Origin of the sequence: Krasilnikovia sp. MM14-A1259 (assembly GCF_047159535.1) — a bacterium.
Classification (GTDB): domain Bacteria; phylum Actinomycetota; class Actinomycetes; order Mycobacteriales; family Micromonosporaceae; genus Actinoplanes.
Genome location: NZ_BAAGAJ010000002.1, coordinates 6,847,848 through 6,874,695 on the forward strand (window position 1 = coordinate 6,847,848; position 26,848 = coordinate 6,874,695).

22 protein-coding genes are annotated in these 26,848 nt (G+C 70.7%); 9 read left to right on the forward strand and 13 right to left on the reverse strand.

Translation table 11 applies throughout. The features are described 5' to 3' along the window. Window positions 1–37: 37 nt before the first annotated feature. Window positions 38–1,936, reverse strand: a complete 1,899-nt coding sequence (locus ACMCNK_RS31260; RefSeq protein WP_412739924.1) for an NAD+ synthase — start codon at window positions 1,934–1,936, stop codon at window positions 38–40. A gap of 105 nt (window positions 1,937–2,041) precedes the next feature. Between ACMCNK_RS31260 and ACMCNK_RS31265 the strand changes: the two genes are divergently transcribed. Further along, the gene (locus tag ACMCNK_RS31265) at window positions 2,042–3,391 is read left to right on the forward strand and encodes a glutamine synthetase family protein (RefSeq protein WP_412739925.1); all 1,350 of its coding nucleotides are present in this window, start codon (window positions 2,042–2,044) and stop codon (window positions 3,389–3,391) included. Window positions 3,392–3,477: 86 nt separating this feature from the next. Further along, complete coding sequence (locus ACMCNK_RS31270; protein WP_412739926.1) at window positions 3,478–3,903, forward strand: DUF350 domain-containing protein; 426 nt, start codon at window positions 3,478–3,480, stop codon at window positions 3,901–3,903. Between the two features lie 12 nt (window positions 3,904–3,915). Here ACMCNK_RS31270 and ACMCNK_RS31275 read toward each other — a convergent pair whose 3' ends face one another. Together ACMCNK_RS31275 and ACMCNK_RS31280 are read right to left on the reverse strand one after the other, a co-directional pair. Then, window positions 3,916–5,085 (reverse strand): low temperature requirement protein A, encoded by a 1,170-nt coding sequence (locus ACMCNK_RS31275; RefSeq protein WP_412739927.1) that lies wholly within the window; start codon window positions 5,083–5,085, stop codon window positions 3,916–3,918. A 9-nt stretch (window positions 5,086–5,094) separates the two neighbouring features. Next, window positions 5,095–5,460, reverse strand: coding sequence for a hypothetical protein (locus ACMCNK_RS31280; RefSeq protein WP_412739928.1), 366 nt, complete (start codon window positions 5,458–5,460; stop codon window positions 5,095–5,097). Window positions 5,461–5,622: 162 nt separating this feature from the next. Here ACMCNK_RS31280 and ACMCNK_RS31285 point away from each other — a divergent pair, with 162 nt between their 5' ends. Both ACMCNK_RS31285 and ACMCNK_RS31290 read left to right on the forward strand, forming a co-directional pair. Continuing rightward, complete coding sequence (locus ACMCNK_RS31285; protein WP_412739929.1) at window positions 5,623–6,405, forward strand: type 1 glutamine amidotransferase; 783 nt, start codon at window positions 5,623–5,625, stop codon at window positions 6,403–6,405. Window positions 6,406–6,433: 28 nt separating this feature from the next. Next, entirely contained in the window at window positions 6,434–9,445 is a 3,012-nt protein-coding gene (locus tag ACMCNK_RS31290; protein WP_412739930.1) for a bifunctional [glutamine synthetase] adenylyltransferase/[glutamine synthetase]-adenylyl-L-tyrosine phosphorylase, read from the forward strand. A 4-nt stretch (window positions 9,446–9,449) separates the two neighbouring features. Here the strand turns inward: ACMCNK_RS31290 and ACMCNK_RS31295 are convergent, their stop codons facing one another. Next, on the reverse strand, window positions 9,450–11,006 hold the full coding sequence (locus ACMCNK_RS31295; protein WP_412741041.1) for a hypothetical protein: 1,557 nt from the start codon (window positions 11,004–11,006) through the stop codon (window positions 9,450–9,452). Window positions 11,007–11,069: 63 nt separating this feature from the next. Between ACMCNK_RS31295 and mptB (ACMCNK_RS31300) the strand changes: the two genes are divergently transcribed. Continuing rightward, on the forward strand, window positions 11,070–12,719 hold the full coding sequence (gene mptB / locus ACMCNK_RS31300) for a polyprenol phosphomannose-dependent alpha 1,6 mannosyltransferase MptB (protein ID WP_412739931.1): 1,650 nt from the start codon (window positions 11,070–11,072) through the stop codon (window positions 12,717–12,719). 47 nt (window positions 12,720–12,766) lie between these two features. Next, complete coding sequence (gene mptB / locus ACMCNK_RS31305; RefSeq protein WP_412739932.1) at window positions 12,767–14,254, forward strand: polyprenol phosphomannose-dependent alpha 1,6 mannosyltransferase MptB; 1,488 nt, start codon at window positions 12,767–12,769, stop codon at window positions 14,252–14,254. 14 nt (window positions 14,255–14,268) lie between these two features. On the opposite strand, the gene ACMCNK_RS31310 is transcribed toward mptB (ACMCNK_RS31305), so the two are convergent. Next, window positions 14,269–14,898 carry a hypothetical protein gene (locus ACMCNK_RS31310; protein ID WP_412739933.1) on the reverse strand — a complete coding sequence of 210 codons (630 nt, stop codon included), beginning with the start codon at window positions 14,896–14,898 and terminating at the stop codon, window positions 14,269–14,271. Window positions 14,899–14,986: 88 nt separating this feature from the next. Here ACMCNK_RS31310 and ACMCNK_RS31315 point away from each other — a divergent pair, with 88 nt between their 5' ends. Further along, window positions 14,987–15,583 carry a TetR/AcrR family transcriptional regulator gene (locus ACMCNK_RS31315; protein ID WP_412739934.1) on the forward strand — a complete coding sequence of 199 codons (597 nt, stop codon included), beginning with the start codon at window positions 14,987–14,989 and terminating at the stop codon, window positions 15,581–15,583. A 13-nt stretch (window positions 15,584–15,596) separates the two neighbouring features. Here ACMCNK_RS31315 and ACMCNK_RS31320 read toward each other — a convergent pair whose 3' ends face one another. The 3 genes from ACMCNK_RS31320 to ACMCNK_RS31330 all read right to left on the reverse strand — a co-directional run bounded on the left by ACMCNK_RS31320 (window position 15,597) and on the right by ACMCNK_RS31330 (window position 19,042). Further along, on the reverse strand, window positions 15,597–16,178 hold the full coding sequence (locus ACMCNK_RS31320) for a hypothetical protein (RefSeq protein ID WP_412739935.1): 582 nt from the start codon (window positions 16,176–16,178) through the stop codon (window positions 15,597–15,599). A 40-nt stretch (window positions 16,179–16,218) separates the two neighbouring features. Next, entirely contained in the window at window positions 16,219–18,009 is a 1,791-nt protein-coding gene (locus ACMCNK_RS31325) for a DUF4012 domain-containing protein (RefSeq protein WP_412739936.1), read from the reverse strand. Window positions 18,010–18,265: 256 nt separating this feature from the next. Then, window positions 18,266–19,042, reverse strand: coding sequence for a DUF6597 domain-containing transcriptional factor (locus ACMCNK_RS31330; RefSeq protein WP_412739937.1), 777 nt, complete (start codon window positions 19,040–19,042; stop codon window positions 18,266–18,268). A 90-nt stretch (window positions 19,043–19,132) separates the two neighbouring features. On the opposite strand from ACMCNK_RS31330, the gene ACMCNK_RS31335 reads away from it, so the two are divergent. Next, entirely contained in the window at window positions 19,133–19,699 is a 567-nt protein-coding gene (locus ACMCNK_RS31335) for a TIGR03086 family metal-binding protein (protein WP_412739938.1), read from the forward strand. 870 nt (window positions 19,700–20,569) lie between these two features. Here ACMCNK_RS31335 and ACMCNK_RS31340 read toward each other — a convergent pair. Further along, window positions 20,570–20,944 (reverse strand): hypothetical protein, encoded by a 375-nt coding sequence (locus tag ACMCNK_RS31340; protein WP_412739939.1) that lies wholly within the window; start codon window positions 20,942–20,944, stop codon window positions 20,570–20,572. 555 nt (window positions 20,945–21,499) lie between these two features. Next, a complete protein-coding gene (locus ACMCNK_RS31345; protein ID WP_412739940.1) occupies window positions 21,500–21,811 on the reverse strand; it encodes a hypothetical protein in 312 nt (103 codons plus the stop codon). 484 nt (window positions 21,812–22,295) lie between these two features. Here ACMCNK_RS31345 and ACMCNK_RS31350 point away from each other — a divergent pair, with 484 nt between their 5' ends. Further along, the gene (locus ACMCNK_RS31350) at window positions 22,296–22,700 is read left to right on the forward strand and encodes a hypothetical protein (protein ID WP_412739941.1); all 405 of its coding nucleotides are present in this window, start codon (window positions 22,296–22,298) and stop codon (window positions 22,698–22,700) included. 165 nt (window positions 22,701–22,865) lie between these two features. On the opposite strand, the gene ACMCNK_RS31355 is transcribed toward ACMCNK_RS31350, so the two are convergent. The 3 genes from ACMCNK_RS31355 to ACMCNK_RS31365 all read right to left on the reverse strand — a co-directional run bounded on the left by ACMCNK_RS31355 (window position 22,866) and on the right by ACMCNK_RS31365 (window position 26,735). After that, window positions 22,866–23,201 (reverse strand): YcxB family protein, encoded by a 336-nt coding sequence (locus ACMCNK_RS31355; protein WP_412739942.1) that lies wholly within the window; start codon window positions 23,199–23,201, stop codon window positions 22,866–22,868. Between the two features lie 788 nt (window positions 23,202–23,989). Further along, window positions 23,990–25,645 (reverse strand): cellulose binding domain-containing protein, encoded by a 1,656-nt coding sequence (locus tag ACMCNK_RS31360; protein ID WP_412739943.1) that lies wholly within the window; start codon window positions 25,643–25,645, stop codon window positions 23,990–23,992. A 10-nt stretch (window positions 25,646–25,655) separates the two neighbouring features. Further along, window positions 25,656–26,735 (reverse strand): glycosyltransferase family 2 protein, encoded by a 1,080-nt coding sequence (locus ACMCNK_RS31365; RefSeq protein ID WP_412739944.1) that lies wholly within the window; start codon window positions 26,733–26,735, stop codon window positions 25,656–25,658. Window positions 26,736–26,848 lie beyond the last annotated feature (113 nt).

Genomic DNA, 26,848 nt, shown 5'->3' on the forward strand with positions numbered 1-26,848 from the left:
CGCCGGGCCGTCCCCGGTCAGGGTTGAGTGCAGGTCGTCACAGGCCCTCGCGGAATCTGTTCGTGATGGGCAGCCGCCGGTCCCGGCCGAACGCCTTGATGGAGATCTTCGTGCCGGGCGCCGCCTGGCGGCGCTTGTACTCCGCGAGGTCGACCATGCGCAGCACCCGGTCCACCAGCGCCGGTTCGTACCCGGCCGCGATGAGGTCGTCGCGGCCCGCGTCGTTGTCGATGTAGCCGGTGAGCACCGCGTCCAGCAGGTCGTAGTCGGGCAGCGAGTCCGCGTCGACCTGGCCGGGGCGCAGCTCGGCGCTGGGCGGCTTGGTGATCGAGTTCTCCGGGATGGGCGGCTGGTCGCCACACGCGGCGGCCTCGGCGTTGCGCCAGTTCGCCAGCCGCCACACCATCGTCTTGGGCACGTCCTTGAGCGGGTTGAAACCGCCGACCGAGTCGCCGTACAGCGTCGAGTAACCGACCGCCAGCTCGCTCTTGTTGCCGGTGGTGAGCACGAGGTGGCCCTCCTGGTTCGACAGCGCCATGAGGACGACACCGCGGACCCGGGCCTGCAGATTCTCCACGGCCAGGCCGGACAGTGACAGGTTCGCCAGGAACGCGTCGACCATCGGCTGGATCGGCTCGACCCGGTAGTCCAGGCCGGTGCGCTTGGCCATGTCGGCCGCGTCGTCGCGGGAGTGCGCCGAGGAGAACGCGCTGGGCATCGAGACGCCGAAGACGCGGTCCGGGCCGATCGCGTCGACCGCGATCGCGGCCACCACGGCCGAGTCGATGCCGCCGGACAGGCCCAGCACCACCGAGCGGAACCCGTTCTTCTCGACGTAGTCGCGCAGCCCCAGCGTCAGCGCGGACCAGATCTCCGCCTCGTCGCCGATGCGTTCGGCGACGCCGCCGACCACCCGGTCACCCGTCACCGGGCGCAGCGTGCCGGGCAGCTCGATCCGCTCGATCGCCATGTCGTCGTCGCGAGACTCCTCGCCGTGCAGCGACTCACCGGAGCGCCGGGTGAGCTCCGGGCCGGAACCCTCGACGTTGGGGGTCTCGTCGGCCGCGGGCAGCTCCAGGTCGTGCACCAGCAGGTCCTCGACGAACTGCGGGGAACGGGCCAGCAGCCCGCCCCGCGCGTCCACGATGATCGAGTCGCCGTCGAAGACCAGCTCGTCCTGGCCGCCGACCATGTTCACGTACGCGACCGTGGCGCCCGCCTCGGCCGCGCGGCGCTGCACCAGCGGCAGCCGGACGTCGTCCTTGTTCAGCTCGTACGGCGAGGCGTTGATGTTGACGACCATCCCGACCCCGGCCCGGCGAGCCGCCGCGAACGGCCCACCGGCCTGCCACACGTCCTCGCACACCGTCAGCGCGATGTCGATGCCGCCCAGGCGCACCACGGTCAGCGTGTCACCGGGCTCGAAGTACCGGTCCTCGTCGAACACGCCGTAGTTGGGCAGGTGGTGCTTGAAGTACGTGGCGGCGACCCGCCCGCCGTACAGCAGGGCGGAGGCGTCCCGGCGGCCGCTGCCCGGGGCCGCGTCGGCGCTGGTCGGGGCGAGCCCGTCGGCGTCCACGTAGCCGACCACGACGGCCAGCTCGCCCAAGCCGTCCGCGGCCAGGTCGGCGGCGAGCGTGCGCAGCGCCGACTGCGAGGCCCGCACGAACGAGTCCCGGAACACCAGGTCCTCGATGGGGTAGCCGGTCAGCATCATCTCGGGGAACGCGACGAGCTGGGCCCCGGCGTCCGCGGCCGTCCGGGTCCAGCGCCGGACCGCCGCGGCGTTTCCGGCGATGTCGCCGACCGTCGAATTCACCTGGGCCAGAGCGATACGCATCGAGGGCATGCCCTCATTGTTCCCCAGCCTGGCACGGTCACCCGGCCCGGCCTGTTCTACCGTTCGGTGATCACCACGGGAGCTCACCCGGAGCATTCCCGGGCGGCATGGTCAGCGTAATCTCGGCGTAACGGGACCGGGGGACACTGACCGCCGAGCGGGCGGACCGGGTTCCAGCCGCTGGCGTACGAGGGGTTTGACGTGGACCGACAGCAGGAGTTCGTGCTTCGCACGCTCGAAGAACGCGACATCCGTTTTGTCCGGCTATGGTTCACCGACGTGCTCGGCACCCTGAAGAGCGTGTCCGTGGCGCCCGCCGAGCTGGAGAGCGCGTTCGAAGAGGGCATGGGCATCGACGGCTCCGCGATCGAGGGCTTCGCCCGGGTCTACGAGTCCGACATGATCGCCATGCCGGACCCGACCACGTTCCAGGTCTTCCCGTTCGAGGGTGGCGCCAGCGGCGAGAGCGCCCGGATGTTCTGCGACGTGCTGCTGCCCGACGGCAGTGCCGCGTGGGCCGACCCGCGGCACGTGCTGCGCCGCATGCTGTCGAAGGCCGCGGAGAAGGGCTTCACCTTCTACACGCACCCCGAGATCGAGTTCTTCCTGGTCCAGGACGCCCCGGCGGACGGCTCGGTGCCCGCCCCGGTGGACAACGGCGGCTACTTCGACCACACCACCCACGCCGTGGCGCGAGACTTCCGCCGCCAGGCCGTGCTCGCCCTGGAACGCATCGGCATCTCCGTGGAGTTCAGCCACCACGAGGTCGCCCCCGGCCAGCAGGAGATCGACCTGCGCTATGCCGACGCGCTGACCACGGCGGACAACATCATGACGTTCCGGCACGTGGTCAAGGAGGTGGCGCTGACCCAGGGAGTGCGCGCCACGTTCATGCCCAAGCCGTTCACCGACCAGCCGGGCAGCGGCATGCACACCCACCTGTCGCTGTTCGAGGGTGAGCGCAACGCGTTCTATGACGGCGACGACCCGCAGAAGCTGTCCAAGACCGCGCGGGCGTTCATCGCCGGGCTGCTCGTGCACGCCCGCGAGTACACCGCGGTCACCAACCAGTGGGTCAACTCGTACAAGCGGCTGTTCCCCATGCAGCTGCCCGACCGCATCACCGAGTCGCCCGCGTTCGTCAGCTGGGGGCACCTCAACCGCTCCGCGCTGGTCCGGGTGCCCGCGTTCGGCAAGCCGAACTCGGCGCGGGTCGAGGTCCGTTCGCTGGACTCGGCCACCAACCCGTACCTGGCCTTCGCGATCATGCTCGGCGCCGGGCTCAAGGGCATCGAGGAGGGGTACGAGCTGCCCCCGGGCGCCGAGGACGACGTCTGGTCGCTGTCCGCGGCGGAGCGCAAGGCGATGGGGTACGACTCGCTGCCGGAGAACCTGTCCGAGGCGATCGACGTGATGGAGAAGTCGGAACTCGTGCCCGAGGTGCTCGGCGAGCACGTGTTCGACTTCTTCCTGCGCAACAAGCGCGCCGAGTGGGAGCAGTACCGCCGCGAGGTCACCCCGTACGAGCGGCAGCGCTACCTCGCGCTGTGACACGCGAATTTCGGCCCGGCGGTGGATCACCGTCGGGCCCCGGTCCGTTACGGTGCCTGCGGCAGATCACGTACTGAGGAGACACCGTGCTGCAAGACTTGCTTGAGGGCGCCGGGCGCAGCGTCGTGTTCGGACTGGCCGGCATCGGGCTGATGGCCCTCGGGTACCTGCTCGTGGACTGGCTGACCCCGGGCAAGCTGAAGGATCTCATCTTCGTCGAGCGCAACCAGAACGCGGGCCTGCTGCTGGTGGCCAACCAGCTCGGTATCGCGCTGATCGTCTTCACCGCGATCTTCACCAGCTACGACGAGTTCGGCAAGGGTCTCGCCTCCACGGTGATCTTCGGGCTGATCGGGATCGCGGTCATGGGCTTCGCGTTCCTCGTCCTGGACTGGCTGACCCCGGGCAAGCTCGGCGAGGTGATCTGCACGGTCGACCGGCACCCCGGGGCCATGGTCAGCGCCGCGTCGCACTTCGGCGCCGCGCTCATCATCTGCGCCTGCATCGCCTGACCCGGCGTCACCTCAGTCGGGCGGTGCCTCCGGCGTGCGGCCGAACGTGCTGATCGCCGTCCCGCCGGAACGGCGGACCCGGGGCACGTCCTCGGCGATCGCCGCCGCCACTATGATCACCGGGATTGCGGCGAGCTGCAGCACCGCCTGCACGTGCCCCAGCGGGATCACCGCCAGCACCGCCAGGGCCGCCACCACCCGGTACAACACCCCGCTGATCCGCAGCAGCCGCAGGAAGACGGCGTGGCCGAGCTGGTACAGGGCCACGCCGCCGCTCAGCGCGATCGCCTGTCCCCAGTGCAACGACTCGAACGCGTGCCCGACGGTCTTCTTCACCCCGACCGCGGCGATGACGATGCCCAGCAGCATCGGGTAGTGCGCGTACCCCCACGCGTCGCGGGCCAGCGCGGCCCGGCGCCGCGGATCCGTGATGCCCGCCAGCACGTGCTCGGAACGCTGGTCGTCACCCGCGAAGTAGATCCACCACAGGTAGTACGCGATGCACAGGCCGAGCACCGCGACCAGGATCTCGCCCGGGCCCCGCAGGAGCCCGCCGAAGCCCACCCCGACGGCCACGATGGATTCGCCGATCGCGACGATGACCACCAGGCCGTGCCGTTCGACGAAGTGGCCCGCGGCGATCGAGTGCATCTCGATGCGGTGCAGGTAGCCCGCCGAGATCTGCACCAGCGGCGCGGCCACCCAGCACAGGTGCCGGTACGGCTCGGGCAGGAAACCGCCGGTCAGCACGAGCAGCGCGGCCAGGATGTTCATCGGGGCGAGCCGGCGCATCGCCACCACCGCGGCCGGCCCGGCCTGCAGGAACAGCGCCGAGTGCACCACGTTCACGACCAGGTAGCTGAACCCGAACAGCCACCCGTACGCCCCGAACGCCCGCGGGATCGCCAGCGCCATCAGCAGGAAGCCGGTCATGCCCGCGAGCAGCAGCGTGCGCCGGGTGGTGCTGCTCGGCGCGACCGCGTTGGTCAGCCACGCGTAGCCGGAGTACATCCACCAGATCACGAACAGCATCAGCAGGATGTCGGCCAGCGTGCGCAGCGTGAGGTCGGCCGCCAGCGTCGTCGCGAGCTGGGTGATCGTGAAGACGAAGACCAGGTCGAAGAAGAGTTCCAGCGTCGAGACGCGGATCGCCGACTCGGTCGCGGTGGCGGGCTGCGCCATGCCGGGAGCCTAGGCCGCGTCCAGGTGCGAGGCGAGCACCCCGGCCTCGGCGCGCAGCCGCTGCGCGTGATCGGGGCGCTGCAGGCGGGCGTACTCGTCGGCCGCGGTCAGCCGTTCGGCGATTTCCGCGCGGACGATCCGTTCCACCTCGGCCTCGTCCTGCGCCCGCCGGGTGGCCTCGGTGACGCCCAGCCCCGCGTGTGCCTTCGCGAAGGCGCTGCCGTCGGGGGGCGGTTCGGCGGAGGGCGTCAGGGTGATGGCGGCGGCGTTCTCGATGGCGGCCAGCGTCGCACGCAACGCCGCCACCGCGGCGGCGTCGCGGGCCTTCATCGCCGGGACCAGTGCGGACTGCAGCCGCTCGCGCAGCGTCGGCATGTGAGGGCGTACTCCCGTTCTCGCGTCGGTGGCCTGACCGTACCGGCCCGGCGCGGGCGAGTGCCGCAGAATTCCCGGCAATAGGTGCTTGTCGATGTCTCGGGCGGCGACCCGCCGTGGTCCGGACGCCCGGGGCGGCGGGCCATTCGTTAGCCTCGGGGGGTGGGGACAGCGCTGGTGGTCGAGAACGACCCGACGGACGATCTGCGCCGGCTCGGCGACTGGTTTGCCGAGGCCGGGCTGGGGGTGAGCGTGGTGCGCCCGCACCGCGGCGAGCCACTGCCGGAAAACCTGGACGACCACATCGCGCTGGTGGTGCTGGGCGGCGAGCAGGACGCGTACCCGAATGCCGCCGGGGAGCCCGGCGCGCCCTGGTTCCCGGCGGTGGAGGCGTTGCTGCGCAAGGCCGTGCGGCACCGGGTGCCGACGCTGGGCGTCTGCCTGGGCGGCCAGCTCCTGGCCGCCGCGCACGGCGGCCTCGTGGAGCGGAGCACGGCCGGGCCCGAGATCGGGCCCGCGCTGGTCGGGCGGCGCGACGCCGCGGACACCGACCCCCTTTTCCGGTACGTGCCACTGCTGCCCGACGTGATCCAGTGGCACAGCGACGAGATCACCGAGCTGCCCACCGGCGCGGTGCTGCTCGCGGCGTCGACCAGGTACCCGCACCAGGCGTTCCGGCTCGGTGACCGGGCCTGGGGGGTCCAGTTCCACATCGAGTGCGACGTCGCGATGATCGCGGACTGGGCCACCGACTCGGCGATGCTCGCCGAGCTGGGCTACGACCCCGACGCGGTCGTCGCCGCCACCGCCGACGTGCTGCCCGACGTGGAGGAGGTGTGGCAGCCGTTCGCCGCCCGGTTCGCCGCGCTGGCCCAGGGCACCCTGCCGGACGCGGACATCCCGAACCCGGGCACCGGCCCCACCCTGCCGCTGCTGGGCCTGTGAGGGCCGGCGTGACCACGGACGCCGGCCGGTGACCCGGCTCAGCCGGCTCGCCCGGTACGGCTTCGACGACGCCGCCCGCGCCGCCGAGCTGCTCGGCGAGTCCGGGCTGCGACTGTGGGACGCCGACGCGCAGGAACCGCGCGACGGCGACGGCGGCGAGCTGCTGCACGCGCTGGCCCACACCGCCGACCCCAATCTCGCGTTGCGTCAGCTCCACCGCCTGGTGGAGTCGGCGGGGCGCGCCGCGATCCGCGGCACCGGCGGCTCGGTCGCCACGGCCCGCGGACCGATCGCGGACAACCCGGCCGCCGCGGCCGTCCTGACCGCCCTGTACGGCGACGCCGGCCTGCGGCGCCGGCTGCTGGCCGTACTCGGGGCCTCCGCCGCACTGGGCGACCACCTCGTCGCGAACCCGGACGAGTGGCAGGAGCTGGCTACCGGCAAGACCGGTATGCCGCCCAACGCCGAGGGGCGCCTGGAGTTCGGCGACGCGGCGGGGGAGGGGCCCCCGACCGTGCCCGCGCTGCGCCGGGCGTACCGGGTCTCGCTGCTGCGGATCGCCGCGGCGGACCTGACCGGGGGCCGCGGCCTGGAGCCGACGATGGCCGCCCTGTCCCGGCTGGCCGACGAGACGCTGGCCGCGGCGTACGCGATCGCCGTGGGCGAACTGCCCGGCGCCGCGCCTCGGCTGGCGGTCGTCGCGATGGGCAAGTGCGGCGGCAACGAGCTCAACTACGTCTCCGATGTGGATGTCATCTTCGTCGCCCGCGGCGACGAGGACCTGGCCGCCGGCACGACGGTCGCGGCGCGCCTCATCGAGATCTGCGGGCAGGTCGCCTGGCAGGTGGATGCCGCGCTGCGGCCCGAGGGCAGCCGCGGGCCGCTGGTGCGCACGCTGGCCAGCCACGACGCCTACTACCGCCGGTGGGCGCGGACGTGGGAGTTCCAGGCGCTGCTCAAGGCCCGGCCCGCGGCGGGGGATCTGGCGCTGGCGAGCGAGTGGATCGACAACCTGGCGCCGCTGGTGTGGCACGCCGCGGAGCGGCCCGAGGCGGTCGACGACGTCCGCGACATGCGCCGCAAGATCATCGAGAACGTCCCGCCGAAGGAGCTGGCCCGCGAGATCAAGCGGGGGCCGGGCGGGCTGCGCGACATCGAGTTCGCGGTCCAGTTGCTGCAGCTCGTGCACGGCCGCATCGACGAGACGCTGCACGAGTCCGGCACGCTGCCCGCACTGCGCGCGCTGGTCGCCGGCGGCTACGTCGGCCGCGAGGACGGGGAGACGCTGCTGCGCGGGTACCGGTTCCTGCGTTCCGTCGAGCACCGCCTCCAGCTGCAACACCTGCGGCGTACCCACACCGTGCCCGACGACGCGGCGGCGCTGCGGTGGCTGGCCGCCGCTCTCGGGTACACCGCGGTGCCCGGCCGCGACGCGGTCGAGGAGTTCCGCGCCGACTGGGTCGGCCACGCCGCGCAGGTCCGCCGCCTGCACGTCAAGCTGCTGTACCGGCCGCTGCTGGAGGCGGTGGCCCGGGTGCCCGCCGATGCGTTGCGGATGACGCCCGAGTCGGCGGGCCGCCGGCTGGAGATCCTGGGCTTCGCCGACCCGGGCGCGGCGCTGCGCCACCTGCAGGCGCTGACCGGCGGGGTAACCCGCACGGCGGCGATCCAGCGCACGCTGCTGCCGATGCTGCTGCAGGAGTTCGCGGACGCGCCGGAGCCGGACCGCGGCCTGCTCAACTACCGGCACGTCTCCGACAAGCTCGGCAGTACCCCGTGGTATCTGCGGCTGCTGCGCGACGGCGGCCCGGTGGCCCGGCGCCTGGCCCGGGTGCTCAGCCTTTCCCGGTACGCCACGGACCTGCTCACCCGCGACCCGGAGGCGCTGCGCCTGCTCGCCGACGACGCCGAGTTGCAGCCGCGCCCGGCCGACGTGCTGCGCGACGGCTTCCTCGCCGCCGCCGAGCGGTACGCCGACCCGCAGAAGGCCATCGACGCGGTGCGCGCGCTGCGCCGCCGGGAACTGTTCCGCGTCGCGTGCGCCGACATCCTCAGCCGCGCCGGCGACCTGGCCCCCGCCCACCCGCTCGACGTGGACGCGATCGGCATCGCGCTGTCCGACGTCACGGACGCCACGCTGGGCGCCGCGCTGCGCGCCGCCCGGCGGGCCCGGCCCGGCCCGGACGGCCTGCGGTTCGCGGTGATCGGCATGGGCCGGCTCGGCGGGTACGAGATGAGCTACCCGTCCGACGCCGACGTGCTGTTCGTGTACGACGCCCCGGCCGAAACCCCGGAGAACGAGGCGTCCGCCGCCGCGCACGCCGTCGCCGAGGAACTGCGCCGGCTGCTGGCCGCGCCCGCCCCGGACCCGCCGCTGGGCATCGACGCCGACCTGCGCCCCGAAGGCCGCCAGGGGCCGCTGGTGCGCAGCCTCGCCGCGTACGCCCAGTACTACGCCCGCTGGTCGCGGGTCTGGGAGTCGCAGGCGCTGCTGCGCGCCCGGTTCGTCTGCGGCGACGGCGGTCTGGGCCGCGAGTTCGAGCTGCTCGCCGACGGCATGCGGCACCCGGCCGGAGGGCTCACCCGGGAGCAGGTCATCGAGATCCGCCGGATCAAGGCGCGGGTGGAGACGGAACGGATGCCCCGCAACGCCGATCCCCACACGCACACCAAGCTGGGCCGCGGCGGGCTCGCCGACGTCGAGTGGGCGGTCCAGTTGCTGCAGTTGCGGCACGCGTACGACGTGCCGGAGCTGCGCCTCACCCGGACCCTGGAGGCGCTGGACGCCGCCCGCGACGCGGGCCTGGTCGACGGGTCCGACGCCGCCGCGATGGCGGCCGGGTGGACGCTGGCCGCCCGGGTCCGCAACGCGCTCACCCTGGTCCGCGGCCGGCCGACGGACCAGTTGCCGCAGCACGGCGTCGAACTGGCCGGGGCGGTGCAGCTGCTCGGCGGCGGCGACCCGGGCGAGTTCGTGGACAGCTACCTGCGGGTGACCCGGCACTCCCGCGCCGCGATGGAACGCGTCCTGGAGTCCTGACGGGTCAGGAGGTCAGCGTGTACCGGCCGGGGGAGGGGACCCGTACGACGGTCCACTCGCCGTCCGCGGCGACCCGCGCCCCGTGGTCGGCGCGCAGCCAGCGGGACCAGCGCACCCGTACCCGTACGTCCCCGGCGGCCGGGGCGTCGAACGTGACCGCGGCGGCCGTGTGCGCCACTTGCCGGGCCGGGGCGGCGACGACCGGCGTGGGGTCGGCGACCGCGTACAGCCGCCAGTGCGCATCGGACCAGACCGGCCTCAGGTACGGCAGCCCGCCCGCGATCAGTCGCGCCTCGGCACGGCCCACCCAGGACAGCTCGGTGTTCGGTACGGCCACGTACTGCACGGCCTCCCGGGCGAGCCAGTCCCGGTAGCTGTCCGCGGTCAGCGGCACGCCGGTGCCGGCGGCGCCGGGAACGGTCGTGAAGAACAGCGGGTTGCGGCCGATGTCGGCCTGCCGCAGCCACCCCCGGGCCAGCGGCACGTCGCCCAGGTACGCCGCCTCCCAGTAGTCGCGGGTCGGCGGCACCTCCACCCGCCCGGTCAGCGCCTCGCCCGCGAGGTGTGCCCGCAGCGGCGCGAAGAACGCCGGGTCGGCGGTGGGGTTTCCGACGTCGCGCACATCGGCGACGACGACCGGCGGCAGCCACCAGGTCACCGCGACCAGCAGGGCCACCAGCGCCCACCCGCGCCCACGCTCAGGCACGCGGGATGTCCGGGCGCGCAGCCAGCCGGGCGTGCGGGCGCAGGCGGCCAGCACCGGCAGCGCGAACATCACCGCGAGCCGGGTCGCGTTCAGCCCCACCGGGGTGTGCACGAGGGCGGCGGCGACCACCCCGGCCGCGGACAGCAGTGCGCCGTACCGGACCGGGCGCTGCGGCACGAACACCGCCACGATCAGGCTCACCCCGGCCGCCCGGATCGCGTCGGCGTGGCTGATGTTCATCCACCCGCCGTCGCCGAACAGGCCCGCGCTCAACGCCAGCGGCACGGCCGCGGGCACGGCCACCAGCAGCCCGTCCGACCACCGGCGCGCCGCCAGCAGCGCGACCCCGGCCAGGCCGAGGAACAGACCAGCCACCGGGCTGGTCGCGGACGCCAGCAGGGCGGCAGCCACAGCCGCCGCCCGCAACCGCGGGTACGTGAGGGCCAGCAGCGCCGCCAGGCCCAGCGCGACGCCGAGCGCGTACGTGACCCGGCCGGACAGCAGGTTCGCGGCCAGGCACACCACGCCGAGCAGGGCGCCCGGCAGCGGCCGGGGCACCGCGGTCCGCCGCAGCAGCACGGCGAACGTCACCGCGGACGCCACCAGGGCCAGCACCCCCGTGGCGCGGACTCCCAGCAGGGCCATGACGGGCTGTGACACGAGGCTGTAGCCGAGCTGGTTCACCCCTGCGTACCAGCGCAGGTCGACGACCGACCAGCCATGGGTGGCGAAGAAGTCCGCGCGGGCGACCTGGGCGGACAGATCCGAGCCCGGCCGCGGCAGGAGCAGGTACGCCACACCGAGGGTCACCGCCAGTCCGGCGGTGACCGCTTCGGTTCGCCACCGGGCCCACACGGGCACCGACCCTACCTGGCTTGTGGAGCGGCGGTAGCTGGCTGTCACGGTAGGGTGGCCGCCATGCTCCGCGCCCGTCTCGTCCGCTACGGCGGCCTGGTGGGCAGCGTGCTGCTGGCGGTGACGGCCTATCTGGGCGGCGCCACGTCGCCGTGGCACCCGACCATGACGCCACGGACGGTGTTCGCCGGCGCCGACGGGGTGCTGCTGCCGTTGACCTGGTTGCTCGGCACGGTTCTGCTGATCGCCGCCTGGTGGCTGGGCCGGACCGCGGTGCCGTCGCTGCGCTGGGCGTACGTGACGGCCGGGTTGTGGGTCCTGCCCCTGCTGCCGGTGCTTCCGCTGGGCAGCTACGACGTCCACTCGTACGCCTGCCAGGGCTGGGCGCTGGCCACCGGGCACGACCCGTACGCGGCGGGGGTGCGGGAGCTGGGCTGCCCGTGGACGCAGGCGGTGGCCCCGACGTGGCGTGACTCGCCCGCCCCGTACGGTCCGGTGTTCCTGGTCCTGGCGGCGGGGGCGGCCAGGCTGGGCGGCAGTCTGGCCGGGACGGTCGCGGTGCTGCGCGCGCTGGCCGTGCTGGGGGTGGCGTTGATCGGGGCGTGCCTGCCGGTGCTGGCCCGGCGGCACGGGGTCGCGCCGGAGCGGGCCGTGTGGCTGGTGCTGGCGTGCCCGCTGGTCGTGGTGCACCTGGTCTCGGGGGCGCACAACGACGCCGTGATGGTGGGCCTGCTGGTCGCGGGCCTGGCCGTCGCGGCGGCCGCCGCCGTCCCGGCCTCGCCGAACAGCCCGGATTCGCCAAGCGGCCCGGATCCGTTGGGCGGCCCGGATTCGCCAGGCGGCCCAGATTCGTTGGGCGGCGCGGCCTTGCCAAGTAGCGCGGCCTTGCCAAGCGGGCTGCCCTCGCCCGGCGGCCGGGCGGCGTCGAGGTCCGGCGGCCCGCTGGGGCGTGCCGGGCTGCTGGCCGGTGCGGGGGTGCTCCTGGGGCTCGCGATCGGGGTCAAGGTCACCGCGATCGTGGTGCTGCCGTTCGCGGTGCTGGCGGCCGTGTCCGTCCGGGCGGTCAGCACGACAGCCGGGCCACAGGCGAGCGGGCCCGGGACGGCCGGGGCCGGGGACCGGCGTGTCCCGTGGCGGGCCTTGTGGGTACCCGGGGCCGTGATCGGCGCCGCGGCGGCGGGCGCCCTGGCCGCTGTGTCCTTCGTCACCGGGCTCGGGTTCGGTTGGGCGCGCAACCTCGCCGACAGCGGGGTCTCCGTACAGTGGACGTCCCCGCCGACCGCGGTGGGCCTCAGCGTGTCGACGCTGGCCAGGGGGTTCGGCGCGAAGGTCGACGCCGTGCCGGTGACCCGGCTGCTCGGCGTCGCGGCGCTGGCGGTCGTGCTGGTGGTGCTGTGGTGGCGTGCGCGCAGCGGTGGGGCGTTGCTCGGTGCCGGGCTGGCACTCGCGGCGACGGTCGCGCTGGCCCCGGTGTTCCACCCCTGGTATCTGACCTGGCCGCTCGCGGTGCTGGCGGCCACGACGCGCGGGGCGGCCCGGTGGCTGGCGGTGCCGTGCGCGATCGCCGCGGCGTTGTGCCTGCCCGACGGCTACAACCTCGCCCTGGCGACTCGGGCCCAGGGCGCGTTCGCCGTGACCGCGCTACTGGTGGTGATACTGGTGGTGCCGTGGGTGCGGACGCGACGCCGGACGGCCGAGCCGGCTGGATCTTAATCACTGTCAGAGGTGTGGGCTGGGCGCTGTCTCGTATCCTGACGCGCATGCTCACCCCCCGTACGGTCCGCTATCTCGGCCTGGTCGGCAGCCTGCTGACAGCGATCTGCGCCTATCTGGGTGGTGCGGAACTCCTGCGCGGCCACGCCTACAACGTGGTGAAGATGCTGCGGGGTGACCTCGGGGTTCTGCTGCCGGTGTGCTGGGTGGCGGGCACCACGCTGCTGATCGTCGCGTGGTGGTTCGGGCGCAAGGTCGTGCCGTCGACCCGGTGGGCCATGGTGACGGCGGGGCTGTGGGCGCTGCCCCTGCTGGCGTTCCTACCGCTGGGCAGTGAGGACGTCTACTCGTACGCCTGCCAGGGCTACGTCCAGCTGGCCGGCGGTGACCCGTACGGGACCAGCGCCCAGGTGTTCGGCTGCCCGTGGATCAGCTCGGTGTCGCAGGCGTGGCGCGATTCGCCCGCCCCGTACGGTCCGCTGTTCCTGCTGTTGTCGGCGGCCGCGGTGCGGGTCGGCGGCAACCTGGTGGGCATCGTCGCCATGTTCCGCCTGATCGCGGTCGCCGGGGTGGTGCTGATCGCGGCCGGGGTGCCCGTGCTGGCCCGGCGCGCCGGGGTGTCGCCCACGACGGCCACGTGGACCGTGCTGGCCTGCCCGCTCGTGCTGGTGCACCTGGTGTCCGGGGCGCACAACGACGCGGTAATGATCGGCCTGCTGGTGGCGGGTCTGGCGCTGGTGGCCTCCCGTCCGGACGCCGGGGCCAAGCCGGCGGTGGCGCCGCTGCTGCCCCGTTCGGCGGCGCTCGTGCTGGGCGGTGCGCTGCTCGGTCTCGCGCTGGGGGTCAAGGCGACCGCGATCGTGGTGCTGCCGTTCGCGGTGCTGGCGGCGGTGCCGCGCGGGGTGTCGTTGCGGGCGCTGGTGCGGCCCGCCGCGGCGGTCGGCGGTGGCGCACTCGGGGCCCTGGCCGCGTTGTCGTTGCTCTCGGGGCGCGGCGTGGGCTGGGCGTACGGCCTGCTGCGCAGCGGCGACACCGTGGAGTGGACCTCGCCGTCGACCGCGGTGGGGGTGACCCTGACCCGGTTCGTGGCCGTGTTCGGCGTCCACGTCGATGCGCTGCCCGCGGTCCGGCTGATCGCCACGGTGTTGCTGGTCCCCGCGCTGGTGGCGTTGTGGTGGCTGGCCCGCCGGGGTGACGCTCTGCTCGGCGCCGGGCTGGCCCTGGCGATGACCGTGGTGCTGGCCCCGGTGTTCCACCCGTGGTACGCGATCTGGCCGCTGGCGGTGCTCGCCGCGACCTGGTCGCGGAGCGAGGCGACGTTCACCCGCTGGGTGCTGGTGCCGTGTGCGGTCGCGGCGACGCTGGCGATCCCGGACGGGTACAACTGGGCGCTGGCCACCAAGACGCAGGGTTCCGTGCTGATGACCGCCGCGCTGGTCGTGCTCGCGGTGTGGCTGGTCCGCCGGTACCGGGCAGTCCTGCGCCCGCGCACGCCGGAGAGTTTCCTCGCCCCGGAGAGCGCCGACGCGCACTGACCGGCTCCCGGGGCTCAGCGCGGAGTGGCGGGGTCCGGGGCGTTGCGGCGGGCGAGGGCGACCAGGGCGTCCGGCTGGTCGGCGTAGAGCCGCACCTCGGTGACGTTTTCGGCGCGCCCGCTGGGCAGGTCGAACGCCACGGGCTGACGCAACACCAGGTCGACGCTGGTCTGGCGGCCGGCGCCGATGCTCAGCACCGTGCCTGAAGCGTCCTCCTCCAGGTGGACCGTGCGGCTGGACGGCAGCGACCGGTACCGCCCGCGCGCCGACGCGACCGCGTCCCACGGGACGAGGAGTTCGAAGGTGGCGCCGTTGCGGATGCGCAGGCCGGCTGGGCCCGCGACGTGGGGGTGCATGCGCAGCATCGCCATCAGGCCGATCATCCAGAGCAGGCCGTAGATCCCGAGGACCAGCACGGTACGGCGTAGGTGCTCCCACGGCAGGACGTGCCGCAGGATGAGGTCGAAGATCGGGATCTCGACCGCGGACAGCACGATGAACGCCCACAGGATGGCGTTGACCGCTCCGAGGTAACTGAACGGCTTGGCACCCGCCTCCAGCGGCAGCGGCCGGCGGAGGATCCAGCGGCAGAGGCTGCGCCACATGGCCCACTCGTACGCGACGATCTTGCGCAGCAGCGACATCGGAGTCCTCCCCTTCGCATTGCAGTCGCAATCTTAAAGGCGGCGCCCGATCCATGTCAATGCGACTGCAATGTGAAAGCATGGGGGAATGCCGAAGAGGGTCGACCACCAGGCGCGCCGTACCTTGATCGCGGACGCGCTGATGCGGGTCGCCGCCACGAGCGGGCTGGAAGCGGTCAGTCTGCGGCATGTGGCCGCCGAGGCGGGCGTGACCTCGGGCATGGTGCAGCACTACTTCGCCACCAAGGACGAGATGATGGGCTTCGCCCTGGAGGTGATCAAGGAACGCAACGAGGCCCGCGTCACCGCGGCGGTCGAGGCGCTCGCCCAGCCGTTGACGCCGTACGCGCTGGTCCGCACGATCCTCGTGGAGCTGCTGCCGCTCGACGAGCAGCGGCGCGCCGACGGCCGCGTCGCCCTGGCGTTCCTCGCCTACATCGCCGTGCGCCCCGCCGCCGCGGCCCGGATGCGGGCGGACACCGACCAGATGGTCGGGTTCATCGCCGAGCAGATCCGCGCCGCGCAGGCCGCCGGTGACAGCCCGGCCGGGCTGCACCCCACGCACGCGGCGGCGGGTCTGCTCGCTGCCATGGAAGGACTCGGCGTCTACCTGCTCGGCGGCCAGTACGACCCGGACATCGCGGTGTCCGCACTCGACACGCAGCTCTCCACGATCTTCATCTAGCGGGCCCTGGAGATCAGGGCTGCTGCCGACGCCGACGACGGCCCGGGGCGGCGATCCAGAACAGGAACGCGCCGGTGGCCGCGATGGCGGCACCGCCGGCCATCTCGCCGACGAGCCGACCGCCGTCGATGCCCGTGACCGGAAGCCGGTTGCCCTGCCCGCCACCGGTCGGGCCACCGTTGCCCTGCTCGCCGCTGCCCTGTCCGCCGGGGTTGCCCGCCCCGCCGCCGGCCAGCGGTGTCACGCGGACCGTGAACCCGGTGACGGTGCCCGAACTCACCCCGGTCGCCGTGAGGCTCAGCACGCCGCCCGCCACCAGGTTGGTGATCGAGGCCGGGACCGTGAACGTGAAGTCTCCGCCGGCGGTGGCGCTGGTCGAGCCGATCAGCGTGCTGCCCTGGGAGATCTGGACCGTCTCGAGCGGAATGAACCCGGTCCCCCGGATGCTGACGGGCGCCCCCGCCGGCACGGCCGCAGGCGCCACCACCGTGGGTGCGACGCCCGGCACGTACGGCGCGGCTGACGCCGCGGTCGGCCCGGCAAGCACCGTGCCGACCGCCGCAGCGAGGGGCAGGAGAAGACGGAGCGAGCGCACGATGACCCCCTTGTACCGATAACATCCACTTTGACGAAAGTTAGCAGGGTAAAAATTCATTGGTCTGGGTATTTCCGATTGTTAGCCCGGGCGTGCTCCGCAGCCGCGCGGGCGCCCACGCAACGGAGGCGGGCGGGGTGCCGGCCACCAGGTGGAAATCCAGCGTCTGCCGTGCCCCCGGCCGCAGATCCACGGTCACCTTGCCGACGACCCGGCCCCGCTCGGCCCCGACCGCCCACGACACCGGGCGACCGTCGCGTGCCGCGTCCACGATGTCGCCTCCGGTCGGGCTGAACACCATCACATGCGTACGCATCGTGTACGGGTCGCCGGCCAGGCCCAGTCCGAGCACCGACCGGGCCAGCCCGTGCGACGGTGCGCTCGACGCGAGCGTGACCCGCAGGTGCAGCTCCCGCGCCCCGCCGGCCGGGCACGTCTCACTCAGCTCCGCCGTGTGCCGCAGGTAGTACCCGAGCTTGGCGCCGCTGCCGTCGTTGAGGAAAACGCCCACGGTCGGTGCGGCGCCGTCGTCCGCCGGCAACGCACCCGCCAGCACCGTCGTGTCCAGCAGCCGCTGCTCCGCGGGATGCGCGCTCCACAGCAGGATCCGCCGCTCCCCGGCGGCGCGCGCCAGAGCGGCCAGCGCGGGCCGCGGCGAGATCCGGCCGCGCAGCAGTGTCCCGAATACCGCGTTGGCGGCGTCCAGGAAGAACCGGTCCTGGCCGGCCTGGGTGCCGAGACGCTGGTAGACATCGGACAGGAGCACGCGTACCGCGTTGCCGGCGGTCAGCGTCCATCCTCCGCGGACCGGGACCGGCCCGGTGGCCTGCAGGATCAGCGACAGCGCCACCGGATCCACGGCGATGACACCGTCGACGCGCAGGCCGGTGCGCTGCCGGTACATCTCGCGGATCAGCGTCGCGGCCGTCGGAAAGTCGGGCGTGAGGTTCACGTCCGCGGGGTAGACGGCGGGCAGGTCCCCGTAGAGTCCGCGCAGGTCCGGGTCCAGGCGGGCCACCGGCGGATAGAAGGCGTGCATCTCGCTGGAGGTCGCACCGGTCCGCAGGACCCGCATGCCACCCCGGTCGGCGCGGACCGTGGCGAAGGCCCCGGGCATGCCGCCGGTCGCGCGGACCTCTGCGAGATTCTGGAACAGGATCAGATACGTACGGGGGCCGCCGTACCCCAGCATCGGCGGCAGCAGCCGGATCGCCCGGGCGGCGGTGCCGATGTCCGCGGCGGCACGTTCCAGACCCGTACGCAACTCGGCGATCGCCGCCGAAAGCTGCGGTGCGAGCCGTCCCGTGGGGATGGTCGAAAGCTCATCGAGCGCGGACCGGACGGCCCCGCCCGCGGCATCGACCTGCGCGGTCAGCGGGGTCAGGCCGGCCAGCCGGACGGTCCCGTTCCGGGGCGCCAGCCGTGCCGGGTCGACGGCGTTCGCGAGGCCGAGCAGCTCGGGCAGGCCGTGCTCGGCCAGATCGTCGACGACCCTGGCCACGGTCGCCACCGCGGCCATGTCGGGGCCGACGCGCGGCAGGCGGGAACCGAGCCCCCACAGCGGGCCCTCGGTCGCGGACCGCGCGGCGTGCGCGTGCGTCCGGAGGTCCGCCAGGATGCGCTGTGCCGCCGGCACGTCGCCGTGGTCCAGCTCCTGGCGCAGTTGCTGCGCCAGCCGGCCGACCGCGAGCAGGTCCGTGCGGGTGTGCTGCCCGGTGGAGTAGAGCCGGTCCACGCTGACGCCGGCGGCGACGAGCGCCAGCACGGCCACGATCGCGCCCCAGCGAACTCCACGCCGGATCGTCGCCCGGCGGACCGCCAATTCATGCATATATTTACTTTATGCAGGGTTCTGTTCCGCGCCGGAACAGTGCGTTCTGCCACCTGTTCGGGGACGCCCGCGTGGCGAGTGCACCGAGCGCAGCGAGGGCTGCGAGCGCAGGCCCGGCGACATGACCACGGGAACGACGACGCGGCGGCCGCGCCGGGGAACCCGGGCGTGACCGCCGCTGCAGCCGGGGCCCGTCGCGCAAGCTTCGCGCTCGGCCGGTCGATGGCTTGCTCGCTGTGCACGAGGGCAAGCCGGTTTACTGCGCTTGGGTGTATTGGGCGGGTGGCTGGCCGATGATGCTGGTGAAGTCGCGGGTGAGGTGGGCTTGGTCGCTGTAGCCGAGCTCGGCGGCGAGCGCGACGAGGTCGAGGCGGGTGCCGTGCGCGGCTCGGGCGGCGGCTTCGTGGAGCCGGTGGCGGCGGATGACCCATTTCGGGCTGACGCCGACGTAGTCGGCGAACAAGCGTTGTAGCCGGCGCATGCTGAGGCCGGATTCACGGGCCAGGTCGTCGACGCGAGTGATCCCGGGCTCGTCCGCCGTGCGGGCGACGATGGCGGCAACCAGTTCGGCGGTGGGGTCAGCGTGCGGGGGTGCCCGTTCGGTGAGGAACTGGTCCATGAGCGTCACCGCGGTCGGGTCGTCGGCGGCGAGGATGGAGTCGGCGACCTCGCTTCCGGGCGGGCCGAAGACGGCATCGACGGGTAGGTAGCGGTCGGTGATGGAGGAGACGGGCGCGCCGAGGAAGGGCCGGAAGCCGCCAGGGCGGAAGCGCACGCCGAAGACTCTGCCGGCGTCGTGGAGGATCTCGGAGAACTGGCCGCGGGGCACTCCGGCGATTCGGCAGCGGCCGGGCTTGAACGTCATGTTCACGGCCGGGTAGGGCAGGACCTGCTGTCGGTAGGGGTCTTGGCCGCGCAGGTCCCAGGCGACAATCCAGTAGTGGGCCACGAACGGGTGCAGCGCTGCCGCGGCTGCGGGGGCGGTGAACTGGAACTTTTCCTGTCCTGCGCCGTGGTTGAGGATGGCCGGCACGGGTGCAGGTTACCAAGATCGTTTGGCGTCGTGTTTTTTCAAGACCAGCCGCGGGACCGCGCCTAGCGTGCGCTTATGCAACCTTACGGAGTGTTGGAGAAATCGGTCGCCGGGGCGGCGGCCGTGGTGCGGGGCGTCAAGCCGGAGCAGTTCGGCGGGCCGACCCCGTGTCAGGACTGGGACGTACGCACGCTGACAAACCACCTGCTGCAGGTCGTCTCCGCGCTCAGCCTCGCCGGCCGGCGCGAGGCCGTGCAGGGTGAGTTGTGGGCCCAGGACCTGATGTCGTCGCAGGGGTGGGCCGACCGTTTCGATGAGGAAGGCCGTGCCGCGGTGGGGGCCTGGGCGGATGCGACGGCATGGGACGGGACTGTGACCATGGGCGACATGGCGATGCCGTCCCTGATGATCGCGAGCATGCTCGCCAGCGACCTGGCGATCCACGGGTGGGACCTGGCTCGGGCCACCGGACAGGACTACCGGTGCGACGACGACGTCGCGGAACTTGCCCACCGGTTTGTCGCCGACATGGGCGAACAGGGGCGGCAGATGGGAATCTATGCGGCGCCGCTTTCCGTCGCCGACGGCGGCGCGGTCTTCGACAAAGCTTTGGCGCTCAGCGGCCGAGACCCGCAATGGACACACCCGGCGAGCTGACCTGAAGCCAAGGTGCAACCCATCAAGCGGGCGACCTCGGTGAGCGGCTCGTCGCCAACCTGGATCCGCGCGCTCGGCAGAACGCAAGCGGCGGTCACACTGGCCGGGAGCCAGCAGTGACCGCCGCTTGGCGCGTTGTCGCCGCGATCTCGGCGTCAGCCAAAACCGTAGGTCAGCGGGCTAGAACACGTCAGACGTTGTAGTACATCTCGAACCAATCAGGGAACGGCGCCTGGCTGCCAGAACTCGGCGAGGTGGGCCGGTGACCTGCTTCGTCGCCTGTCATCGATTGCCGTCGTTTCACGCTGCTTTCCAGGCCGGGTTGGGCCATATCTGGGCCGGATGATCTTTGCCAGCGAGGGGCTGGGGGCGGACAGCCGGCCCCAGCCGCGGAGGGCTCGGCAGTGCGCCAAGTCGGATGGCCCGAACCGATGACCTCTTCTGTGTCAAATTGGTCAAGATCGATCTGCGATGTGCATGTCTGGCTATACGTGCCGCTCAGAGCGTTGGCCGTCGTTGGTCTGGGGGAGTTGCTGTGGGGAGTTCTGCAAGATCGTCTCCCAGATTTCTCCCACGAGCGGCATGCCGGTGGGTGGTGTGCTGTGCCAGTGCGACGCCGGACGCGGTGGGGCAGCTGCTCGCCGACCCCCTGTCGGCCGGGTCGAACCACCGGATTAGGAGACACGAGCTCGGTCCGCGATGGTGCCCGCTCCTCTGGGCCGGCCACCGGGTGCCAGTTGCACCGGTCCGAGGTCGTGCGGCGTGGTTGCTGTCGCGTGAGCCCGCCTCGGCAGCGGATGGCCTGCGACTTCAGGGCGAGCACAGCGGCGCTGCGGCGTCGATCGGGTGTGGGCCCCCAGGGACCCGCTTTCACTGGGTGACGGCGGCCACTAACCACGCAATGGGCAACAACGCGGGCAACGCCGCCAGCGACCCGAGGATGGTCGCCGACTTGATTTCGGTCTTGGCGGCCAGGATCCCGAGCACAAGGAGGCTGACGAGCCCCGACACCAACAACGTCGGAGCCCCGACGAAGAGGCCGAACATAAGCCAGCCGCCTCGATCCGAGAAGCACATGCTGTCATCGCACGCCGCAGAGGCGGCCACAGGTTGCCGATCGACGTACCACAGAAACGCCGAGGCGACTGCGCCGTACCAGGCCACGCAGACAAGGAAAGCCAACCCGGGGTTGCCGGTCTTGTGCCGATCGCTAGGCCGGCGGGGCAGGCGTTCCGCGTCTCTCATTCATCGATTCTTACCTTCAAGGTCAACAGCGCTTGACCCCCATAACGTTGGTTCGCGGATCCCGCTGGTCAGTGCACGTGCATCGGGACTCAGGATGCACCGTGGGAGGTCGTCCTAGCCGTAGCATGCGGTCCCACTTTGGCCTCAGGGGGCCACTCTAGGGACGCTGAACTTGCGGGCTCTTTGTCCCGAATTAGGCCCGAAGTCTGGATCATGGTGGTCGTCTGCTTGTCTGCGCTGGTCAAGGCGTTGGCTGGTGTCGGGCTCGGGGCCTGTACGGGCCCGAATGCAAGATCCACTCCCCGCTCACTCCCCAGCACTTGCCTTCGGCAGGTGCTGGCATCCCGTCGCGCAAGCCTCGCTCTGCCGGGCCGCGCCTGCCTGGTCCAGGTGGAGCGCCCCACTGGACGACCGACCTGGACCAGGCAGGCGCGGTCTGGTTGCCTTCGGTGCGCGATGGGTCGCCGACGATCTTGGGCATCCCAGAGTCGCCCGGGTCCAGGGCGGGTAGCCCTGGCCGCCGGAGGCTGCGTCCGGGTCGTAGGGCCGGAGGCCCTACCCGCCGGAGGCAGAACTGCTGCGGTCGCCGCCGAAGCCTTCGATGTGCGTCGGCTGCCACTGGGGCGGGGGCCAGGGCGCCTCCACGAAGGGCGGCGGCGCGTGCAACCGGAAGAGATCTCTTCCCAATGCCGCTGCGACCTTCGTGCTGTGGGCATTGAACATTTGGTAGTTCTGAGCCTGCAGAATCGCCATGCAGACGAAGGCGGGGCCGAAGCTGATGAACGCGATGTCAAAGCCGGCCAGCACCACCACATCGATCAGCTTGTTGGGCGCCCCCAAACGCGTGCAAACCGATGCCAGCGCCAATTACAGCCGCACCGGCAAACCACGCCTGACAGCCCCGAATGAAGACCCGCCAGGGCGTCGTGCGCCGGGCCCGTTCAAGCCATGCCGATGTCATCGCTGTCTCGTGCCACCGTTTCTCATGTCCCGCCGTGATCACGCCACGGCTGAGCTGGTGGTGCAGCGTCTGACCTCATGGGGCGGTCGCCAAACCGCCGAGAGGCTTTGGTACGGGCGCGAGTGACGGGAACTCCCGGTGCCCGCCACCCGATCGCCCGTCTGTGCAGCACCGGGATTGCAGCCGTCCACGACGGTAGGGGAGGGGCCCAGCCTCGCATCGCCGATTCGGTCGCACCTGTCCCGTCCAACCTGCCAAGCCCGAACCACCTTGTCCTCCGTCGGCTGATGTGCGACACAGGTCCGCCAACTGATCCGCGACACCGCGGCGCCAGGCGCGGTCTGAGAGCGCATCTGGTCCCCGGTGTCGTGTGCCGTTAAGGTGCAGCGCGTGGAGGAGGTATGGGCTGTTTCCCCAAGCACGAGCGGGACGGTAATGGTGACGTTGCGAGTCGGTCCGCCTCGTCCGCTGGTCGCTGTTCTATCGGATGCGGAGCTGGCGAGCGTTGTGAACGTGCTCCCGGAGGTGGCTGAGGCCGTACGACGCGGCGAGTTCAGCAGGATCCAGCTCGCGGCGGTGTTTCGGGCGACCATCGGACGCGATCCGTTCCGGCAAGCGATGAAGGCCGCGGGTCTGCCAGCTCTGACTGCTTGGTGGGCCGATGTTGCGTACATCGTCACCGGTCTGGGTTTCGCCGCCAGCCAGGACAGTCTGTGGCTGCGGCTGGTGGGCTGGACGCTCGCGGCCGGCGCCTTTGGCGACCTCGGCAGACACATCTGGCGTCGGCTCCGCTGAGGGGCGAACCGCAGCTCCTCGTCGCTGCGAGGAACAGGCGGGACTCACCGATAGAGACCAGACGCCTGACAACAAAGGTTTCTAGAACTGCCGCACATCCGCCAATGACTCGCGACATGATCGACCCTGGAATCGCTGCACTCATTCCACCTGCAAGGAGCGGCGTCACATGAGTGACTTGTCCCGCATCAGAGCAACGAACTCCGCTGTCTGCTGATCGGTGAGCGCGGTGGCCGGCAACGCCATCGCAGCCAGGCGAGAGACGCGGAGAACCCAGAAGTCGCCCCTGCGTTGGACCTTCGAGAACGTCGACCACTCCCGGCGGCTGCTCCGCCCCGGCGCGGACACGTGATAGGCACTCTCGTCGATCGTCACGGTGACCGTTCCCGTGCAACGGTAGCCACGCATCTGCGTCCGAATGACAAGCTCGTAGAGAACGAACATGATTACAGCGGCGAGAATGGCGGATCGGTCGCCCAGCAACCCCAGCAGGACAAGCATGAGGCAACCGCCGACGAGCGCTCGGTGCAAGAGGCGATGGCATGCGCGGTAGGCCCGGACCAGGCTCCGGGGCGTTGCCTCGAAGGAAGCGACCAACACCTTTAGACCCCTCACCGCGTAGCCCACCGTTGCCATGAATCCCATTACATTCCGTGGTCAACGGATACCTCCTCCCGGAGGAGAAGCGGGCGGGAACTTGGTCATGTCGCACTCACCTGAACGGCCATGCGACCGCTCGGTAACCCTGAATAGCCGCGACCCGGATCCCGAACTTGCTGCCCGGTCTAGGGCCTCAAGCAGAAGACCGCGACCCAGGCGTAAACGATCCTCGTCGGTGGCACAATTTTGTCGGGCTTTTTCGGGTCTCATGACCTGCGTGACGGATCGGTATCAGGACGTGCGCGACACTCCGCCGAGTGTTGGTGGAGATCAGCGTGACGGAGCAGCGGTATCAGGCAGTCCTGAATGTGCGTGCCGGTTCGACGGTCACGGACGCGGCGGCCCGGCGGCGCCTGGCCCAACGAGCCAAGGACGCGAGTCGTTTACCCGCTGGCCAGGTTGTGTTGCGCGAGATGCTCCCGATCTTCGTGTGGCCCGTACGGTCTCCGGCGCTGCACGGGCACCACAGCCGCCGCGTTGACGCGTAGCCGGTAGGCCGATCTGCGGGCAAGCGGTGGTGACTAGATCGAACGGCTCACGTGACGTGACGGTATGTGCGGCGCCTGGGAGCCCAATGGTGACGAGTCCACTGGGCTCCCGATCCTCGCGTGCGTGCGCGGCAGAAAACCTCAGCGATGAGACGTGGTGTGGGCGTTGTTGACGCCTCCGGCGTACAGGTCTTTCACACTCTTCTCGACGTCGGCCAAGGACATCGCCTCTTTGGCCTTGGAGTAGATCCAGTTGACCCGCATGTCCCACGTGCGCTTTCCGGCGAAGGGCAGATCAACGAGCCAGGTGCTGAATTGGACGCGCATCAGCTCACGGGGATACGTCTTACCGCTGCTGCTGAATACCTTACGACCATCGACTGAGTAGGTGACGGCTCCCTTGTCGACGGTGAGCATCACAATGTGCCAGCCCTGTAGGTTTCCCACGACGGCGCGGGTGGCCCGGTCGCCTTGCTTTGCGCTGCGCCAGCTCGTGAGGTCGAGTTTGGGGCCCTTCGCTCCCCAACCACCGTTAGGCTGATATTCGAAGTCGAGTTCACTGTATTTCGGCGATGACGGCGATGATGAGATCGCGCAGAAGGTTTCGTTGATATGGTCGCCATTGCGTCCATCGCCCGGTTTATCGTTGATGTAGATCCGAGCGGCGAGTGTCCCCTCGGAGAAGACATCGCCCGTGCTGAGCAGTTCGGCCTGCCGGGTGCCGCGTTTGGTTCCGTCAGTGCTGGTCCGCAGTTGAAGAGCCTGCCCTCCCATGGCGGTCTCATCGGCGGGGAAGCTGATCGCGTCGGGCGACCAGGAACCGAGGATCCCCGGGCCGCCCCCCTCCGTGCGAGATTTCCAGCCGTTAGCTGCCAGCGCGGGATCCGAGGGACCGGTGTAGTGGAAGTTGTCGAACATGACCCCAGCAGGCAGCCCGGTTACGGCGGGCGGAGACGTGAGGGCCTCGGAGTCGTGCGGGCCCGGCTCTTCACCCCAGCTGAGCGCGCCACGTACGTATGCGGTCACCGACTTTGATGGCGCATAATGGGTGACCTTCGCGTCGAACGAGTGGTCGTTCTGCTGGTTCATTGTCTTGTGGTCAAGTCGGTAAAACTGCAGTCCGATGCCCTGGGTGGTTTGCCCGGGCGCCAGGCTGCCGGCGTCGGACGTGAATCCGACCATGAGATAACGGTCAGCTCCCGGTGCCGACTTGGACGGCTCCCCGATCGTGTGCGTGATATTTGAACATCGGAGAGCTGTCTGAAAACAGTTCGCACCGTACGAGGAGCCGTCTGCGCTGAAGTAGTACCGCAGCTTCACATCGGCAAGCACTACCGTTTTGGCAGAGGTGTTGATGACCTCTAGCCATGGCTTGCCCGCCTTTGCGTCCGGCGTGTCTGTTCTGTAGCGGACGGTCAGCGGGATGGCTGCAGCCTCGTTGCCGGCGAACAATATGGGCATTTTACCCATGGCATAGAATGAACCGGCGGCTGCAACAATGACCACTGGCAGTATCGCGAGTGCGTACCTGCGGAGGCGACTGGAGGCTGTCCGTCGCATGCCTTTGTAAGCTTCATCAGGAACCTGAAGCACCACGGTGTAGGCACTGTTAGGGCTCGCAGCGATCCGCTTGTCCTTGCGGAGGCGCTTCTTGGAAGCCGCATAGATGAAAACTGACGTGATAATCGTCACGACTGTCACGGCAAGAACGATCAAGTCCATCTTGGCCACGTAGTTCACGGCCACGGCGATTCCCGCCAGCGCCACAAAAGCGCCCAATCCCTTGAGTGAGTTCATCCGCGTTCGTCTACTTCCACGCTGAAACGCGTGTGAAATACGACTTCAAGATGGATGAGACGAGCCAGTAGGTACGCACTATGGTGTACACCAGTTCGGGGACGAGTAATGCTTCGACCAGCATCGCCTTCCAGCCGAGGTTGCGCACTCGCAGGGCGGGATAGATGATCCAGAACGCCAGCAGGAACCAGAAGATTGGCTGCTGAGCGAAGCCGTGCGCAAACGCCGCGGCAAGCTGCGAGGAACCCCAACCGAGGAGGTAGGCGGCACCGACGATTCCGAGAACCGTCGTCACGATGGCGTGCCAGGTGAACTTGGTCCATCCTCGCCGGCGTAGGGCATCCACCGTTCCGCGGGTCCAGCGCTCTCGCTGCTGAAGCAGCTGACGCAGGGTCGGCATGAGATCCGTGTACGCGACGCACAGCTGGTTGGCGGTCACCTTCCAACCGGCTTCTTTGAGCGCGAGCGTGGTCTCGTAGTCTTCGACCAGGTTGCGGTGATCCTCCCAGAAGACGTGACCTCGTGAATCGATCAGCTCTTGCAGCGCCGCCGCCCGGTAGAAAGATCCGGCTCCTGACATGGTGTGGACGTCGCTGCGATAACGCGAGTTGGCCGCTCGGCCGTACTCAATGATCTGCATTCCGAGCAGGAACCGCTGCCACGGATTGCGCCATAGGTTGAAGCGGCCAAGACACACGGCACTGACGCCTCCGATATCCAGGTCGGAAGCCATCACGTTGATGGCGCGCTCAATAAACTTCGGGTGCAGCTCGGTGTCGGCATCCATTGCAAGGATGTGTTTGACCGAGGTGTTCAGTTTTCCACCCACCTGCTGCCGCAGCCACTCGAGGCCATAGTTAAGCGCACCGGCCTTCTTGTGCGGATTGTTGCGCAGGTTGAGAACGACAGTCGGAGGCGTTTGGGGATCACCCGCAAACTGGGCGGCGTAGCTCTCGGTGCGATCGGTCGAGTTGTTGACAATCACAACGATGAGGTCCGGGCGGCGGGTTTGCCTGTGCAACGACTTCAAGGAAGTGAGAATCCCAACTTCCTCATCGCGGGCCGGGACGACGACGACCGTGTCGTACACGGCTACGGGGCGCGCCGCAGCGGGCCGGTGGGCGCTCCCGTGAATCCCGTTCAGCACACGTGGTGCTCTATTCATAGCACTACGTATAGGTGCGCCTGTCAATGCTTCTCCCC

What these genes read in the sequence shown, in the direction of transcription:
- ACMCNK_RS31260 (WP_412739924.1), bottom strand. Translation starts at nt 1,936, where the DNA reads ATGCTCCGGGTGAGCTCCCGTGGTGATCACCGAACGGTAGAACAGGCC.
- ACMCNK_RS31275 (WP_412739927.1), bottom strand. Translation starts at nt 5,085, where the DNA reads ATGGCGCAGCCCGCCACCGCGACCGAGTCGGCGATCCGCGTCTCGACG.
- ACMCNK_RS31280 (WP_412739928.1), bottom strand. Translation starts at nt 5,460, where the DNA reads ATGCCGACGCTGCGCGAGCGGCTGCAGTCCGCACTGGTCCCGGCGATG.
- mptB (WP_412739931.1), top strand. Translation starts at nt 11,070, where the DNA reads ATGCTCCGCGCCCGTCTCGTCCGCTACGGCGGCCTGGTGGGCAGCGTG.
- mptB (WP_412739932.1), top strand. Translation starts at nt 12,767, where the DNA reads ATGCTCACCCCCCGTACGGTCCGCTATCTCGGCCTGGTCGGCAGCCTG.
- ACMCNK_RS31310 (WP_412739933.1), bottom strand. Translation starts at nt 14,898, where the DNA reads ATGTCGCTGCTGCGCAAGATCGTCGCGTACGAGTGGGCCATGTGGCGC.
- ACMCNK_RS31315 (WP_412739934.1), top strand. Translation starts at nt 14,987, where the DNA reads ATGCCGAAGAGGGTCGACCACCAGGCGCGCCGTACCTTGATCGCGGAC.
- ACMCNK_RS31325 (WP_412739936.1), bottom strand. Translation starts at nt 18,009, where the DNA reads ATGCATGAATTGGCGGTCCGCCGGGCGACGATCCGGCGTGGAGTTCGC.
- ACMCNK_RS31340 (WP_412739939.1), bottom strand. Translation starts at nt 20,944, where the DNA reads ATGAGAGACGCGGAACGCCTGCCCCGCCGGCCTAGCGATCGGCACAAG.
- ACMCNK_RS31355 (WP_412739942.1), bottom strand. Translation starts at nt 23,201, where the DNA reads ATGCTTGTCCTGCTGGGGTTGCTGGGCGACCGATCCGCCATTCTCGCC.
- ACMCNK_RS31360 (WP_412739943.1), bottom strand. Translation starts at nt 25,645, where the DNA reads ATGAACTCACTCAAGGGATTGGGCGCTTTTGTGGCGCTGGCGGGAATC.